The sequence below is a fragment of the Streptomyces sp. NPDC021225 genome (genome assembly GCF_044332865.1).
GTDB lineage: Bacteria > Actinomycetota > Actinomycetes > Streptomycetales > Streptomycetaceae > Streptomyces.
This window is the reverse complement of sequence record NZ_JBIRPV010000002.1, coordinates 110,677-127,693: the sequence shown is the minus strand read 5'-3', so window position 1 is coordinate 127,693 and position 17,017 is coordinate 110,677. Positions and strand designations below refer to the sequence as shown.

The following is a 17,017-nucleotide window of genomic DNA, read 5'->3' as shown; positions in this document are numbered from 1 at the left end:
AGAGGAGCAACACGTGTTGCAAGTGTAGGAGTTAGCGGTCGTTCTCGACGGTCGCGGGCACCTGTTCGCGCGGCCGGAGCCAAGGGAGGTGTTCGCGGAACTGAGGGAGGGACTGCTGTCCGATCTGCGGAAGGAGAACGCGCGGGCCATGTCACGCCGTCACGGATCCAGAAGTTTCTGAAGCGGCTTCGTGGTCGGCAGACGCCCTACACGTCGAGGTGCGCACCTACGTCGCCGAACACTTGAACGACCCGGCTGTGACGCTCGTCCTCGACGACACCCAGGTGCAAGAGAAGGGGGCGAAGTCGGTGCGAGTAGCCTGCCAGCGCCGCGGGGTGACTGGCGACATCCGGAACTGCGAGGTCATGGCGATGCTGACGTGTGCCGCCCCGGGAGGGCACGCCTACATCGAACCCCGCCTGTACCTGCCCGCGGTCTGGACCGACGACCGCGCCCGCTGCCGGGAGGCTGGCGGGGATGGTCGTTCTCGCCCAACGATGTCCGCACTGCCATCGGCTTGTCCCAAACTGTGTCTAGTGCAAGGCGGGACCCAGGGGAGGGAGACCGAGCGTGGCAAGAACGGCGCCTGGCGGATCGACGGAGGTCCTCAAGCACCTACATGAGTACCTCGATGAGCACTTTCGGACGCTTCACACACATCGCCAGGCACTACAGCCGACAGCGCCCGTCTTCGCCCTGGAGCACGATCTCAACCAGGATGATCTCGACTTGCTCTCGAATGCGGTGCGCGGGGCTGTCGCAGAGGGATTCGACATTCGACACCGCACCTGGTGGTTGCCATTCGTAGTGTACGCCGCTGAGATCGGATATCTCTATACCGGAGACGAGTACTGGCCCCTGTTCTCTCAGAAGACACCAGGCTGGGAGCGTGGCCCGCAGTGGAAAATAGATAATAACCGTAAACGCATTAAGCAGTGGTTCCAACAGTTTGCGGCCGAGTACGGCGGGATCGAACCCAAAGGAGCCTTCGCTAAAAATTTCAGCATCATCGCCTGGCCAATCACACATGCCATCATGCCAGCTGACCTGCAACGCCAGATGGCACAGCTCCTATACGAGGCGCGCGCAATACTTACCCAGGCCATGCTTGATGACCCACACATTCTTGGCGCCTGTCTGGCATCGCGCACGGGCGGGCACAGTGATCGCTTCCAAAAATTCTGCTCGAACCAGATCCTGCTCGGACATATTGCCACAGCATTGCTATCAGGCGACGGCGAGACATCTCCACACCTGGCGCAATCCGCACTCATTCGTCTACTTGACGACCTAACGGATGAGCATGATTCACGAAACTGGCTGTACCAGGCTAAGCGCTCGGCACACACAGTCCGCTCTAGTGGATTTCTTCCGACGAGCGTGAGTTCGGGGCCTGCGCACCGAGGACAGCCTCTATCAGCTGCCTCCAATCCGAAGCTCCTCTTGCGCCAGGAAGCCAACGGTTGGTACCCCTATTTGGGCCTACCCGACCTCACGGCTCTTCAAGCGGAAAATAATCAGGTCAGCGAGGAACTGCGGAAACTGCGCCCAAAAATTGAAGGACGACACCAACCACTTCCACGAGGAAAACTGCTGTACCCGGGCAGAGTACCGCTGACCGCATGGCCTCGACCGGGAGTGCCCATAATCCAATTGGAGCAGGGATCCGCACAAGTCAATGAGCTGATCGCCGAGCGTTGCACCATCACCAGGGGCCCATGGTGGCTTTTCCGGAAGCAACCCGGAGGTCTAGCTATCGAGATCAAAGGCGGAATTGTCCGGCCAGGTTATGAATATTGCCTGGTCGGCCGCGCTGGCCTTTCCGCCCTGGCGCTACCTTGGATTTCTGAAACAGCTATTCTTGCTGACGGAGTGAAAGCTTTCGACGTGAAGGCGCCCCGCTCCCTGAGCGAAGAAGAGATCACTCAGCTCGCGGCAGTAGGCCTGTCAGTAGTGTCGAACGTGTCTATCCATCCTGTGGGGCTTATTCCGGCTTCTTGGGACGGGGAAGGAGCTGCTGAGTGGATGGCCGGGGAACCAGCACTCCTCACGGTGAGCTCCACTCAAACTACAGAGAAATGTTCAGTAAGAGTAGACGACGGATTACCTTCCCTGCTCGAATGGCCTGCAGGTAGTCAACAACTAGTATTCGCTCTCGAGAATCTCCCTGTAGGCACGCACGAGGTACATGTTGCACTCCTAACCGGGGGTGCGGGCAGGCCCTTTGTGAGCGGTTCACTTGCTGTCACTATTCGTGATCCTCACCCAAACTTGGAGGAGAACAATGAAGGGGCAGGAATCCGCCTGTTCGCCACTCCAGCCCGCCCGAAGCTAACCGAGATTTGGGATGGCAAGGCAAGTCTCTCGGCAGACGGCCCTGTGGGGACGAGGGCTGATCTGACTATTGTGCTGCGCGACGAAGCCGACAAGGAACTAATTCGCCAGCGTCACCCAATCTCGCTTCCCTTCGAGGACAGCACATGGACGAGATTGGCAGATCAGGAGCTCCGCAAGGGAAAGCTGCAGAGTGCTTACAATGCAGCCGAGTCATGCGAAATATCAGTTTCCCGCAGCGGAGTGGGCTTCGCGTCTCTCAGCTGTGAACGAGGCTTTCATCCGCTCCGTTGGATTCTCACCAAGCAGCGCAACGGTGGGCACACAGCAGGCCTAATCGACCGTACAGACGGCGATTGCACTCAGGTGCTCCTCTTCTCCGTGGAGAATCCTCTGCTCGGTGAGCAGCAAGATGCCCGACGGCCGATCACCGTCCCGGCGGGTGGCGGCATGCTCCGAGCTTCTTCCGGCCATGCGTCCGCAGCCATCATTCTGCCTCCTGACCCAAACTGGCTGCGTCAGAGGCCGAATGACCAGCCAACCATCCGCTGCACAGGCACTCCAATGTCCGACGTGCTCGAACTAATCCATGGTCACCACCGCTGGCAGGATGCTGATCTATCGGCCGACCCCTTCTCCTACCGCCAGCGGCAACTGGTGCTCGACGCGATTACCGCGACCCTCGTGTCCCTCACGGCCGGGAACAGATGGGCTCATCTGGAGCGCAGACGTGGTCGCCTTAGTGAGCATAGGAGACCAGACATGTTGGATGACATGCAGAAGCTCGTAGGCGAGGCTCCAGCACAACGTGCTGTAGCCCGCTACATCGCTGACCATCTCTGGCAGTGGGAGGACTCGCTGCCCGCATTGCGGGAGGGCTTGAGCGAGGCGATTCGCCCCATCGCGGCAGACACTGGTATCGGCGACCCGCGCGTCGCGGCGGAATTTCTGCTGCTTTTTGCAAGCACACCGGGGGCTCTGGAGAGTTGGGACGAGATCGAGCGGGACAAAATGCTGAGGTGCGTGCTGATATCCCCTGTCCTTATTCGTGCGGCTCGATTCACGATAATGAGTGCTGAGGATCTTCGAGAGGCATCAGAGCAATCGGCTATCGGAGGTACCCGGTGAAAGTAACGGTACTCAGCAATCAAGAGGCGGCTGAGTGCACAGTCCGTGCACTCCGGTTGGATGAGACAACAACTGATGCGTTCTCTACCGAGGCGATCTCCGCTTTGCTCCGCCGTGCAGCCTCTTTCCTGTGCCCGTCAACTCCGCGCCGACTTGTAGATGCAGCACTTGAGGCTCTCAGTCCATTGGACGCATCAAGCCTGATTACGCGTCACCATGTGGCAGCACAGCTAGACCTTTTGGTATCGATTGGTGACCTGATCGAGCTTCCTCGCCGAAGTGATCCTAAGGGTCGTCAGATTTACCGGGCTCCACCCTCATTCGTGGAGACGGCGCCCGGACGGTACCTCTTGCTCGGTGTACGGCCCAACGGCGCACCGCTCGTGAACGAATTGCTGGGCGCAGGAATGCGGTACGAGGGCCACACCAGGTCTCTCGAGCTCGACACTCAGCTCGGTCCGGCTCGTTTGCGTGCCGCCAGCCTGCATGAGATACCTCTTGATCACTGGCTCAAGCGACCTAGGACGGATCAGGCGGCCGCGGTCGTCACTGTGATGCGTCAGCGCTTGGACGGAGCGGGTGAGTCTGGAGAGGTCGGCGGTCTCAAGATCATCGATACGGCGGCATCCGTCCTCTACTACCGAGGTCGCTGGCGACAACTCGCGAGCAGTGACTCAGGAGACTTCGTTGCCCGCCGCTCTCAGGCCTACGGCGCCGACTTGTGGTGTTTCGTACGTGTGGAGCAGGGAGCCCCTCGCGCACTCGTGGATCTTCCAGTTGAGGACCTCGCTGCACCAGGCTGCGACGAGGCGTGGCGCACTCAGGCAGCCATCGATGCCTTGGCGGGCGAACCACAAGCCATGCACATACACCCTGCTCCGGGGACGTCCGGCGACCGATGTCTGGACCTGTTCAGCCCCGTGCCCGGGTGGGCGCAGCGCTATCTCGATCTTGTGGGTATGCCTGTCTCACAGGTAAGAGGGGCGCTCGTCTCTTACCGCGTACCGATATCGGCGATCGGTCAAGTGTCGGCGTTCTTCACTGACATGCTATGGATGCACGTCAGTGAAGAGGGAGGGGTGGCGTGACAGTGGAAGCGCCAACGATCGCAGAGACGATCAGCAAGATCCAGACAGCCCTTCGGGACTACATCGAGGCGACCTATCACATCGGGCATCCCACCGTGCTCGACCAGCGTCGCGAGCTGCTCGAGCAAGAAGGCGTGCTGTTCCAGGCCCCCTTCATCGAGAGCACCCCTCGTTACCAGACGGACCGCAGCTTCGGCGATCTGGACCTCGACGAAGCCGTGCGAGAGCTCCTCAAAAGCCTGTCGACACATGCGGCTGGCTCGAAGCGCCTGCTGTACGACCCGCCCTACACCCACCAGGCTGAGGCACTGGAGTCGACCGCTCGGGATGGCCTGAGCCTGGCAGTCACCACCGGTACAGGTTCGGGGAAGACTGAGTCGTTCCTCCTACCGATGCTGGCCAAACTCGCGGCAGAGGCCGCACACAAGCCCGAGTCCTTCAAGGTTCCGGCTGTGAGGTCTCTGATCCTCTACCCGATGAACGCGCTAGTGAACGACCAGTTGGGCCGTCTTCGCCTCCTACTGAGCGATCCACGCGTCACTGCCAAGTTCAGCGAGTGGGCCGACCGTCCGGCACGCTTCGCTCGCTACACCAGCCGGACACTGTACCCCGGCGTGCGCAAGGCCAAGAAGGACCAGACGCGTCTTCGCTCCATCGATGACTTCTACATCAACCTGATCGACCTGGCGAACGACTCCTCATCGCCCCAGCGCGACGAAGCAGCGGCTCTCATCAAGGAACTGGAGGCACGTGGCAAGTGGCCAGCTAAGCCGGATCTGAAGACGTGGTATGGCAAGAGCGGTTCCCGGTGGAAGAACAAGGCTGGTGAGTTCATCCGTGCCGTCACCCGTCCCGAAGACCCGGAGCTTCTGACACGCCACGAAGTGCTGGAAGAGCCTCCAGACGTCCTGATCACGAACTACTCGATGCTTGAGTACATGCTGATGCGTCCGCTTGAGCGGCCCGTATTCGATGCCACACGGGACTGGTTGGCGAACAATCCCGACGAGAAGTTCCTTCTGATCATCGATGAAGCTCACATGTACCGCGGAGCCGCCGGCGCCGAGGTGGCACTCCTGCTCCGTCGTCTACGCGCGAGGCTCGGTATCCCGGCGGAGCAGTTGCAGGTGATCTGCACAAGTGCCAGCTTCACGAGCTCCCGGTATGCGCGTCAGTTCGCCGCGCAGTTGAGCGGCAAGTCCGAGGCCGACTTCAAGAGCGTCGAAGGCAAGCTCTCCCTTCGGGCAGGCGCCAGCACAGGGAGCCTGCAGGATGCACAGGCCCTGGCTGCCGTGCCGATGCACGATTTCTATCAGAGTGAAGGGGACGACGCCCGCATTGCTTCTGTACAAGGCCTGTTGGATTACCGTGAGGTGGGCCTGAGGCCGGGTGTCACGGTCGGCGAACTGCTACACGAGGCGCTCCACGCCCTCGGTCCGATGAATCTCCTCGTCAACGAGACCATGAAGCAGGCAGAGCCCGTCAGTGACCTGGGCACACTCATCTTCCCGGATGTGGACCAAGTTCTCGCTGACAGAGCCGTTTCTGCTCTGGTTGCACTCGGTAGCGCGGCACGACGGTCGGTGGACGGTGTAGGGCTGCTGCCGTGCCGCGTGCATGCGTTCTTCCGCGGTCTCCCCGGGCTCTGGGCATGTCTCGACCCTGACTGCCCGGAGGTCGACCGAGAGGTTTACCCAGAGCCAGGCCCAGTGGGTCGACTTTATGCCCAGCCCAGAGCAGCCTGTGACTGCGGAACCAGGGTTTTTGAGCTGTACACGTGCCGACATTGTGGCTCCTCCTACGCGCGGGCCTATACCGACGACCTCGCCAACCCCTCGCACCTGTGGAACGAGCCGGGAGGAGCCTTCCAGTCCGCGTCCGGCCTCATCCCGGAACTGCAGCCCCTTGACCTGCTACTCGAAGAGCCCTACGAGAAGAACGTCGAACTGGCCGACCTCGACCTGGTCACCGGCAGACTTAACCCAGAGAAGGTACTCGATCGTCGCGTCCGCAGCGTTTTCCTTCCTGGGCTTCGGAGTGGGGAACCAATCGCTGGCGAAGATGACGGCGACGAGGCCGAGGCGGACGGTCAGTTCAAGCCTTGCGGTGTCTGCGGTCGGCGCGCAGGCTACGGACGCTCGTCAGTGCAAGATCACCAAACGAAGGGTGACCAACCATTTCAGGCCTTGGTGACCCGTCAGCTTGAAATGCAGCCACCAGGCGCGCAGCCGAACACCGACTTCGCGCCATTGCGTGGGCGTAAGGTGCTCGCTTTTTCCGACTCCCGTCAGGTCGCCGCCCGTCTCGCTCCGAACCTGCAGAGTTACTCTATGCGCGACGCCATGCGGCCCCTGATCGTGTGCGGGTGGCAAGAGCTAGAAAAGACGATGCTCGAGCCCATGCTGTCCATGAACCATCTGTATCTGGCAGTAATGGTTGGCGCCCGCCAATTGTCGGTTCGGCTTCGCCCCGAACTGCGTCCTTCTGAGTCACTTCACGTCCTGGACAGGGTCGAAGCGGCCATCGAGAAGGGCGCGCTCAAGGGCAATCCCGGCGAGCTCATGCAGTTGTTCAGCATCACCGATCCGCCACCGCATGCGCTGATGCGGACGATGTACGCGACGCTCACGGACAAATACCTCGGCCTCGCATCCCTCGGCCTCGCATCCCTGCGCGAGCCCCGAGCCAGGACTGCTGATTTACTCGCAACGCTCCCCGACATCGACGGCGTGGCGGTCAGCGAGGAATCCAAGCTGGGGCTCATGCGAATGTGGCTCATGCAATGGACGACTCCCGGCATTTGGTTCCCGTCCATGACCGATGGCGACTGGTGGAAGACGGAAGGTGGCGTCCACCCGCACACAGGTAAATTTCAATCGATTGACCAGTGGCTCGACTCCAAGGCAGCGAAGAAGCAGTTCAATGACACATGGCTGCCTACACTGCTTCAGGAGTTCTGCGAAGCGGTGGCTGGGAAATACCGACTGTCAGCCTCGAAGGTCTACTTGGATCTCGAAACGACTTGGGGCTATTGTGAACGCTGTCGTTTCACCCAGCGACCGTTCCCCGGTTCTTCCCGGTGCGTCAATTGCCGAGACGACCAAGTCCGTACGCTAGACCCCGATACAGACTCGGTCTTCCAAGCCCGTAAGGGGTACTACCGCGCCAGCGCCACACGAGCTCTACGGGACAGCCCCGAGTCTCCCATGAGCATCATCGCCGCTGAGCATACGGCGCAGCTCAATGCCGCGGCACAGTCAGAGGCTGTCTTCTCCAAGGCAGAAGAACATGAGCTGCTGTTCCAAGATGTCGACCTCGGTCTGCCCGGATCCGGAGATCGGAAGAAACCCGCCGCCATCGATGTTCTGTCTTGCACGACCACCATGGAAGTGGGCATCGACATCGGAAATCTGTCTGGTGTCGCTCTGCGCAACATGCCACCTTCGCGCGCGAACTATCAGCAGCGCGCAGGTCGGGCCGGTCGGCGGGGCAACGCAGTCGCCACTGTACTGGCCTTCGGAAGCGCTGACACCCACGACGATCATTACTTCCGCCAGCCGGCACTGATGATCCGCGGTCCGGTCGATGACCCAGTACTGACGATGGACAACGAGGAGATCACACGCCGTCACGTAATCGCGTACCTGTTGCAGCGCTACCACCAGGACCGTCTTCCTGATATCGACCCCGACGAGCAGCCACAGCTTTTCGAGGTACTGGGACAAATCACGGACTTCACCGGGACAACTTCCCCACTGAACAGGGCCGACCTGGAAGGGTGGCTGAACGCCAATGCAGACTCTCTTCGGCAAGACATTGCGGCATGGCTCCCCGACGAGCTCGACCAAAACGGCCACCACTCCGTCCTAGAAAACTTCGTCACAAGGACTCTCGACTCGATCGACGAGGCCCTTGACCTCGATGTCAGCGGGCACCCTGTAACGGCCTCCGGCAGTGACGCGTCATCAGAGTCTGATGAGGAGGATACGGAGGACCCAGCCGAGGATCCGGAGGAGCCGAATGCCCGGCGGACCCAGAAGAACCTGCTCGATCGACTCCTATACAAGGGAGTGCTGCCGCGTTACGCGTTCCCGACGGATGTCGTCTCGTTCTACGTCTTTGATATCGATCGGTCGACGCGGTTCAAGCCTGAGTTCCATTATGCGCCCAGTCAGGGTCTTGCGGTAGCGCTCAGCCAGTACGCGCCCGGCAAGGTGGTGTGGATCGATAACAAAGAATGGACCTCCGAGGCCATCTACGCGCCAGTCCAAGAGGCGCGTCACCAAGCTTGGCGGGACAAGCTGCTCTACTTTGAGTGCCAGGTGTGCCATTACGCCAACTACTACTCGTACGGCGAGGCCGCGCCTGGGGATGAACGCAACTGTCCGGCCTGCCGTGCCGAAGGAAAGTTCGGCAAGGCTAAGAATTGGATGCGCCCGCCAGGGTTTGCGCACCCGGCCAGGAAGGATCCCGGCACTAGTGCCGACAAGGCCCCGGCTCGCAGTTACGCCACGCGAGCCAAGCTCATGGCGTCCGGGCCGACCGAGGAGAGCGCCTGGCAAAGCGTCACGAACCGGCTAGAGCAGACGTATCGCCGCGAGACGCTGCTGGTGACGAACACCGGTCCCCGCAGCGAGGGGTACACCTACTGCACGCTCTGCGGGCTCATTGAGCCGACAGCCTCGGCCACGGGCGTGGTGAATGGGACACACAAGAAGCCCTACCCCGACGAAAAGGAACCGAACTGTCCCGGATCTCGCTCGACCCGCGGTCTGGTGCTCGGTACTGACTTCATCTCCGACGTGCTCCTCGTCCGTCTCAAGGTAGATTCGCCCATCACCCTCAAGCCGGACTACCTATCGACACACATCGCGCTGCGCACAATTGCTGAGGCCCTGACGATTGCTGCGACACGGAAGCTCGGAATCGAGGCCACGGAGTTGCAAGCGGAATACCGTCCTGCGCTGACACCTCTTGGTGGCGAAGGCCGCGAAGCCGACATCTACATGTACGACACCCTCGCCGGCGGTGCCGGCTTCACTCGCCGGGTCAACGACCACGGCATGGAGATCTTTAGGCAAACGCTGGGCCTTCTCGAAGACTGCCCAGCGAACTGCGATGAGTCCTGCTACCGCTGTCTGCGCAGCTTCCGCAACCGGTTCGAACACAACCTCCTTGACCGCCACGTCGGGGTCAGCCTCCTCCGCTACCTGATCGACGACACGCCACCGGCTCTTGACGAAGCACGACTCGCGCGATCGACCGACAGGCTCTTCGAGGATCTCGACAGCCGAGAGCTCGGTATCTCGTTCGAGCGAGGCGTCAAGATCGACGTCGAGGGTGTCGGTCCGGTCACTGCGCCCATCCTGGCCAGGAAGTGTGACCGTGAATGGATCATTGGTGTTCATAGCCCGCTGACTCCGGGCGTAGCACCGAACGACCGGTTGCGGCGTGCCCAGGAAAGTGCCGAGAAGAGCAAAGTTTCGGTCCACCTGGTCGACGATCTGGTGATTTCCCAGAACTTGCCATTCGCGACCCAAACCGTTCTGAGGGCTCTGGCATGAGCCAGAACTAGATGCGATGCCTATCGGCGGTCGGGCACGCGAGGCACTTCTGCAACCGCTTACCCCTTAGATATGGCGACACTGAGGCCTGAGTTTGGCCGAGTTGGTCTCCATTACCTCTCCTGCTCACGCGGCAAGGGGAGATAGCCCCATAGGGCGGCGGCCTGCATATTGCTATGCGGGCCGCCGCCCGTGCTGAAATCATGAAGGTACTTAGCGGCGCCCTACACGAGAATAGACGGGACCAACATAAGCGAAAACCTTAACATCTTGAACGTTACTCCCTCCTTCGTGACTCGCTTCGGCAATCAATGAAGGAATACCAAAGGGGAAATATGGCCGAAGGCGGCACTAATGAAATGATGGGCGAACAAGACCTTGCGGAGGGTCAGATACCTATCACAGCACTACAGGAGCACTTCAGTGTATCGTTCACTCGCATGATCGCTTACGCGGCCGGGTGCTCCATAAAAACCCATGAGACCGATTATGAGGGCGTTGACATTACGATCGTTTCTTCGACAGAGTATCGCGGCTACTACGGGCCGCAGTTCGAGCTTCAATTGAAGTGCACCTACCAGGAGAGCTTACTTAAAGATGACAGCATGACGTGGAAAATGAAGGCAAAACCGTTTCAGAAACTAACTCGCACGAAGCGGTATATTCCCGCCTACCTTGGCATCCTCCTCATTCCACGCGATCCGGAACCCTGGCTTCACGCAAATGAATATGGCTTGTATACGCGTAGCCGCATGTTCTGGGAGTCTGCGGATAACCTGAGATATGACGGCTCGATCAATGATTACCACACGGTACATCTACCACGCCGAAACCTCTTCACGGGTGAGCAGCTTCTGGGCATCATGAAGTCAATCGGCGATGCAGAGAGGGGTCTGAGGTGACCCGAGCCGCGTTTGACAGCTACCGTGAGATTGCATCCGCGCTGACTCCTCCCGCAGTCTCTCAGTTCCTGGCTTCTCACGACTGGGAGCTGGAACAGAAGCAGCCGGAGGTTCGCGAGGTCTGGCGCTACCGGTCGGCCTCATTGGCCACCGCGCCCCGTGTCATGGTCCCGCTAGCTACAGATTTCGCAGACTTCGCACCACGCTTCGCGGACACGTTGGAGTCGCTCGGGCATATTCACGACTGGGATGCCGGGCAACTACTGGAACACATCATCGCTACACGAGCGGACTTGTTCTTCGTGCGTCTCGATCAAGAAATGATCGATGGGACAATCCCTTTTCGACAGGCCGAAAAGACACTACAAGCCATCCTCAAGTTGATGAAGTCAGCTGCAACTACAGCAGTTGACCCTAATCATCCAAATAAAGGACGGCGGCCGGCAGCGGTCAACGAGTTCCTGGAAGAGGATGTAAGGCTGGGGCACACGAAGCGTGGCAGCTTTGTCTTCACCGTAGTATCCCGTCTAGGCGAGGTTAATCCGCAACCAGTCGATGACCACGAGGAACATGCTATACCTTTTCCACGGCAAGTCATGGAAACTTTGGCCAGAGGCCTAGAGACCACAAAGCGTCTAACACAGTCCTGGGACGAAGAGGCTCTCTCAGCTCCAAGCAGCCTAGGGCTTAGTACGGGGCTAGTGGAGTCGCTCGAAGAGATGTCACTGTCACAGCACCTTCGCTCACTGGACTTTTCTTTCGAGTGGGCAGCGGCTGAACGTAGGCCGGACGTGGGCCTAGCAACAATTACGCTAGACCGAGACACAATTGTTGAGCTTCCGCGTGTTCGAGAACAACTTGTGCAAAGGGAAGAGCCCGTACGGCGTGAAAGGCTAGCCGGTCTCGTTAGGTCGCTTATACGGGAAGATTCGACGCCCAATGGCGAAGAGGCAGGAACAGCTATCATCGTGGCGGAGGTGAAACGAAAGACTTTGCGAGTTCATGTTCCATTGACGGGAGCGAATCACAGCTGGGCGATCATGGCCTATGAGCGCCAACTTCCCTTTACTGTGACGGGCGACCTGTCCTACGAGCGCCGCACTTGGCGCCTAACCGGCAGCATCGAAGTCGATTCGAGCTTCCTGCGCCACCTTACAGGTTCGGAAAATCCCGACTCGGGCACTTCCTGAGGAGACGCTTATCGGGTTGATAGTAGGCAAACCATGGGCGTCCCCGCCTGACCTGTTACGGCGACATTCCGTCCGGGCGGAACGTGGCCTGCACGATCGTCCGGCAGTACCCTCGGGAGGCGGGGATGAGATGCCCGTGCGTTTACTGGCTCAAAGACATCGACGAAGCATGGATGCCGCGCAACTGGCTGGGGTGGCAGTGCTCGCGTATGGTCACCAAGAGCACGGGCCGCACGACAACCAGTTAGCCTGCTATCTGCCGGACTGTGACGTCTTTCTCTCCGAGGACCGGCACCTCGTCGGCGCCCTACAGCGGGTGAAGGAGCCGGTGCCCATTCCCCTGCCGCCGATCCGCTGGGTCGACATCGAGGCGAGCAGCGGTCGGGCTGTGGATGTAATCGCAGCCGCGCTGGACCGACATACATGACGCCTCGTGCCGCTCCAGACATGACCCGCACTCGCCGAAGGGGCGCCTCCCGGCTATGTGAAGATGGGCAGCATTCCTTGGTTGATCGGCGGCATCCCGTCTGCAGTAGGCAACGGTACCCGGGCGCCATGCCGGACTGGGCGGACCAGCCGATGGGAACGCATGGACTCAAGGACGTCCTGGCGTGCGGCCCTCTGTCGGCACCAGCGTTCAAGCCACCAGTTGGCGACCCTAGCGTCTGCTTCAGGCAGATCGGGATTGAGTAGGTACTCCGGTTCCTCATCGACGCCGAGTGAGTAGTCTCGCAGGTTTTCGACCAACGGAACTCCGTAGAGGATGCGTTCACGTCCGTGCCTGAGGAGTTCGTTGGCGGGCCACCCAAGTGCGGCGATCCCTAGCCTCACCTTCCGTAGACGAGGGCTGACTCCTTCACCGAACAGATTGTTGACTCGTACGAGCGATCCGCGTAGGGCCGAAAGCCGAACAAGGGCTTCGACGGTCTCACTGGAGAAGTGAGAGGTTCCAAAGGAGCGTGACCGTCCAAGTTCGTGAAACCCGATCCGGGCGTTGCTCTTTCCTCCCATCACCTCAGCAGGCCAGAACAATCGGTTGTACTGGCTTGAACCAGTTCCGTAGAGCGACGTGGTTCCGATGAAGGAAAGGCGAGGCTCGCGCAGGATTGGGCGGCCGGCCATCGCAGAGGCAATCTCACTGGGGCGTGAATACTTTTCGCGGTAAGCAGTCAGTACCCTCGGTGAGACGGCCAGGGCCCCTACGAGCTTACCTGCCACCAGCGCATTATAAGGCGCCACGGCGCCACAGATGGTGAGGTCGGCGATGACGGTGCCGACCCGCTCTCCTCGTGCGCGGCGTACCACGCGACGCATCTGGGCCCGCGCCTTCGAATCGGAGAAAGCTTTGGTGAGTCCTTCGGCTGTGGGCGGAGAGAGATAGGCCCCTAGGAGGGTGACGATCTCCAAGGTCTCGGCAAGCGCTGCTGAACGCTTACTGCGAAACAGATCTGTCGTGGCCCGATCCACCCACGCACCACGCTCTATGTTGCGGACCTCGCGGATTGTGCTGGCCTGGTGGTGTCGCTGACGGTGCCGTTCAGCGTCAGCCCGCAGCCGGCCGATTGCTTCCGAGTTAGGCGTCGCCAGGTCGGTCGGTTGAAGGATCCCGTCGCGGAGGAGATCATCAACATAGATCTCTTCCTGCTGAATCTTGATCCGTCGGGCCAGCCAGCGGGCGATGTCAGCAGTGGGCTCAGCCCGCACCTGCTCAAGAAACTGATCAGTTTCCCAGCCCATCCAGTGGTCGCGCTCGGCGATTTGAACAACCGGGCTGGAGATCGCCGCCAGCCCAATGACGGTGTGGAATTCAGTGGCCGCGTCCCGGATCAAGATTGGCATCGAACGGCCGGGCACGGTTGCGTAGGCGTTAGACCAAGTATGACGGAAGTAACGCCAGATGTCGTGAAGCTTGAAACCTGTCAGATCGCAGGTCGAGGAGTCCACGATCTGAACGTACGGTCTGATGACGTCTGTGGATGCGCCGGCACTCTGTAGTGCGTCCGCCAGCTCCCGGCCGTCGCGCATCAGATTGAAGATGGAGACCAGCCGGCCGCCGTGCTGGTGCGTGCGCTCCATACCCTCGACGAAGCGTTGAACGCTGCTCTGCCCGAGTTGCTCGTCCCGACGCAGATGCTCCTGGCGTCGGATACGGGCTTTCTCCTTCTCTCGGTCACCGCTCGCCAACGGGGGAGTGAAGACGTGCCCGGACTTATCGGCCTGGATCGTCCAGCCCTGATCTACCAGATCGATGGCGGTGTGAGCAGCTGCCGCGAGCAGCGGCTGCTCGTACAGGTTCTTGATCTTGGCTGCCTGAATCCAGTGATCGTGACTGTTCACCTCGGTGGATCCGAGCGGAGCACTTGCCAGCAGGGTGCAGAGACGAGCGAACGCCTGCCTCTCCCGGCGGGAAGCGTCGGCGGGGAGCCTGAGGGTAACGGGCTTGGCCTCTTCTTTCATGACTTCTGGAGCATCCGTCCGTAGGTTTTGCTCCATAGTCGCAGGAGGTCGTCACAGTTGTGACCGTCGCTGCCCAGGAGGGTCGTGGTACGGGCGAAGGATAGTAGGAACAGTTCGAGTGCAGTGCGTAGGTCTCTCCCCGCCTCGTCGCTCAGTGCCTGCAGGGGCCGGTACAGCGCTGCGAAGGCTGGGTGATCAACGTTGAGTGTGACATCGAGCGTGCGCCGCTTCAGGGCCGAGGTGAACATCGTCTCAATCGGCAGTTGCTCGGACCCGATTCGGTAGCTCAGCGCGCCCGACCCCTTTCTGGTCGACCGGATAACGGGCAGGTCGGCGTCCGCGGCCTCCGCTATACGGCATGACGTCTCTGTTGCCGCTTGGAACTTGACCTCCTCAAAGGCTTGGCGTACGCGCAAGTTCAGCAGCCGGGCGATCGACTCCAGCTCCGGTCCGAGGGCCTCCTGAAGTTCCTGAGACGGCCGGATGCCCTGCTTGTTCACAGTGATCCCGAAGTGCTCATCGAGGATGGGGTCGAAGTCGATCTCACATCGCCACCAGTCGTCGTAATTCTCCTTGCGCTTCGCCCCCATAAGATGCCAGCCACTCGCGATCTCACGGCCAGCACGCAGGATGGAGACGCCGGCTCCGCCGACGATGCCCGTGCGTCGTTTGGTCGCATTGTCCAGGTGATGCCAGTGCTGCACCGGCAGCATCGCGAACCGGACCGCGATGAAGGCGGTCTTGCCCGATGAGGTGGCGAGTTCATAGCGGATCGGCTCGAAGGTCAGCCCTGCACTACGGCCCTCGATCCTGGTTGTAAGGAGCATGGGATCGACTGGGTCGACTTGCTTCCCGTTGATGGTCAAGACAAGTTCGCCGCTGCTCAGGAAGCGGCGGTACAGGCGTCCGAGGTCACGACGCAGGGCCCGCTCGAGCCAGGCGAGGCGGCGATACTCGATGCGGTCGCAGTTTCGCCAGACCACCCGGCACCCCGAGCCTTCAGTACTGCCAGGTTGACGGCGGGCACGAAGGTCGAGTGGGGCCCCGGCAGAGACAGCATCAACGTCCAAAGAGACCTGGTGCGCATTCCGACCGTTCTGCCAGGAGGTCACTTCGATCCGTCGAGCCTGGCTGAGCGATGCGGCAGGCAGCCCCATGCCGAAGCGACCGAACGATTGCCGCTCGTCGAAGCGTGACGAACCACCGAAGCGGAGGCACGCCTCAATCTCGGAACGCGACATCCCGTGACCGTTGTCCTCGACACAGATCTCCGGATCATCATCTGCCTTGGTCCGCACGACCGTGATCGCGACCTCGGTTGCTGCGGCCTGGAGGGAGTTGTCGATGAGTTCTGCGAGAGCGGTCGAGAGGCTGACGTAGCCCGACTCCCGGATCGCTCGAATGAAGTTGGAGGAGACCAGGAGGTCATCCTTCCGGTGCGTCTGCTGGCCCATCGACTCCCCATGACTTGCCCATATCTCTGCGTCGAGAGTAGCTGCATCGAGGCAGCCCTGGGAAGTAGATCATTTTGGTGCGGCTGGGGTCAGGCAGGCCTGGTCGTGATCGTCACCGTGATCCGCTTGGTCTTGGCCGGTTCGATCAAGTCCAGGCCCGCCCCATCCGCCATCAGAAGACGGACTGTAGGGCGATTAGCCCCGGCAACGAACCGATAGGGCTCCGCGGACTCAAGCAGGACCACCCGACCGGTGCGCTGCAGATCAAACGAGATGACATGGCTCGTCGTGTCGATGCGAAGGGTGCGATCGACGACATCCGCCGCTGTCACCGCCTCCCCCGCTAGCGCCTCCAGAGGTGGCGAAAGCGTCTTCAGCGAGTTGATGCCGAGCACCTGGAGTGCGGCGATCTTCTGCCCCGTGAGGGGTTCCAGCAGAGGCATGACCTCTGCTGCTGACTGGATGGTACCCATGCGAGCATCATGACTGATGGAAGAGCAAGGCAGGCACTGGGTCGACCGGCTGCTCCCTCGCGCGTGTGATGTGGGGCGTCTTCTGTGACAGAAATTCGCAGTTTCACGACGGTTCGCTGGCCTGTCCGCTTGGCCGCGTAGTGCTGGACGCCGTCCGGCCGGTAACGGGCACTCGGGCCGGTGCCCGGGGTGGAGTGGTTCGATCTCATGGAGACGGATCCGATCCGAGCCCTGGAGTCGCTCGTCCTGCCTGGTTCCCTGCGGAGGAGACGGAGCCAGCCAAGGACTAGACTAGAACACGGTGGGCGAACCGGGCAGCCTCCCAGAGGCGTTGGCCGCCTTCCACCGCTTGGCCCGCCTCCGCCCAGCGAGCAACAGGTTCCACAACCCGGTATAGAAGCAGCCCGAGCGCGCCTCCGGACCGCTC

General features: G+C 60.7%; 9 protein-coding genes. 6 read left to right on the top strand and 3 right to left on the bottom strand.

The features are described 5' to 3' along the window. Positions 1-122 precede the first annotated feature (122 nt). The 6 genes from ACH4S9_RS08610 to ACH4S9_RS08585 all read left to right on the top strand — a co-directional run bounded on the left by ACH4S9_RS08610 (position 123) and on the right by ACH4S9_RS08585 (position 12,633). Positions 123-623, top strand: coding sequence for a transposase (locus ACH4S9_RS08610; RefSeq protein WP_398371789.1), 501 nt, complete (start codon positions 123-125; stop codon positions 621-623). Next, the gene (locus tag ACH4S9_RS08605; protein ID WP_398370724.1) at positions 571-3,462 is read left to right on the top strand and encodes a hypothetical protein; all 2,892 of its coding nucleotides are present in this window, start codon (positions 571-573) and stop codon (positions 3,460-3,462) included. Before ACH4S9_RS08610 ends, ACH4S9_RS08605 begins: the two co-directional genes overlap by 53 nt. A 1,084-nt stretch (positions 3,463-4,546) precedes the next feature. Next, on the top strand, positions 4,547-10,114 hold the full coding sequence (locus ACH4S9_RS08600; RefSeq protein ID WP_398370722.1) for a DEAD/DEAH box helicase: 5,568 nt from the start codon (positions 4,547-4,549) through the stop codon (positions 10,112-10,114). A 335-nt stretch (positions 10,115-10,449) separates the two neighbouring features. Next, positions 10,450-11,016, top strand: coding sequence for a DUF4365 domain-containing protein (locus tag ACH4S9_RS08595; RefSeq protein ID WP_398370720.1), 567 nt, complete (start codon positions 10,450-10,452; stop codon positions 11,014-11,016). After that, entirely contained in the window at positions 11,013-12,206 is a 1,194-nt protein-coding gene (locus ACH4S9_RS08590) for a hypothetical protein (protein WP_398370718.1), read from the top strand. The genes ACH4S9_RS08595 and ACH4S9_RS08590 overlap by 4 nt, the downstream gene beginning before the upstream one ends. 169 nt (positions 12,207-12,375) lie before the next feature. After that, positions 12,376-12,633: a hypothetical protein gene (locus ACH4S9_RS08585; RefSeq protein WP_398370716.1), complete on the top strand. Its 258-nt coding sequence runs from the start codon at positions 12,376-12,378 to the stop codon at positions 12,631-12,633. Positions 12,634-12,686: 53 nt separating this feature from the next. Here the strand turns inward: ACH4S9_RS08585 and ACH4S9_RS08580 are convergent, their stop codons facing one another. The 3 genes from ACH4S9_RS08580 to ACH4S9_RS08570 form a co-directional block, all read right to left on the bottom strand. Continuing rightward, complete coding sequence (locus ACH4S9_RS08580) at positions 12,687-14,543, bottom strand: Druantia anti-phage system protein DruA (RefSeq protein WP_398370714.1); 1,857 nt, start codon at positions 14,541-14,543, stop codon at positions 12,687-12,689. 116 nt (positions 14,544-14,659) lie between these two features. After that, entirely contained in the window at positions 14,660-16,117 is a 1,458-nt protein-coding gene (locus ACH4S9_RS08575; RefSeq protein WP_398370712.1) for an ATP-binding protein, read from the bottom strand. Positions 16,118-16,206: 89 nt separating this feature from the next. Then, positions 16,207-16,590: a hypothetical protein gene (locus ACH4S9_RS08570; protein ID WP_398370710.1), complete on the bottom strand. Its 384-nt coding sequence runs from the start codon at positions 16,588-16,590 to the stop codon at positions 16,207-16,209. Positions 16,591-17,017 lie beyond the last annotated feature (427 nt).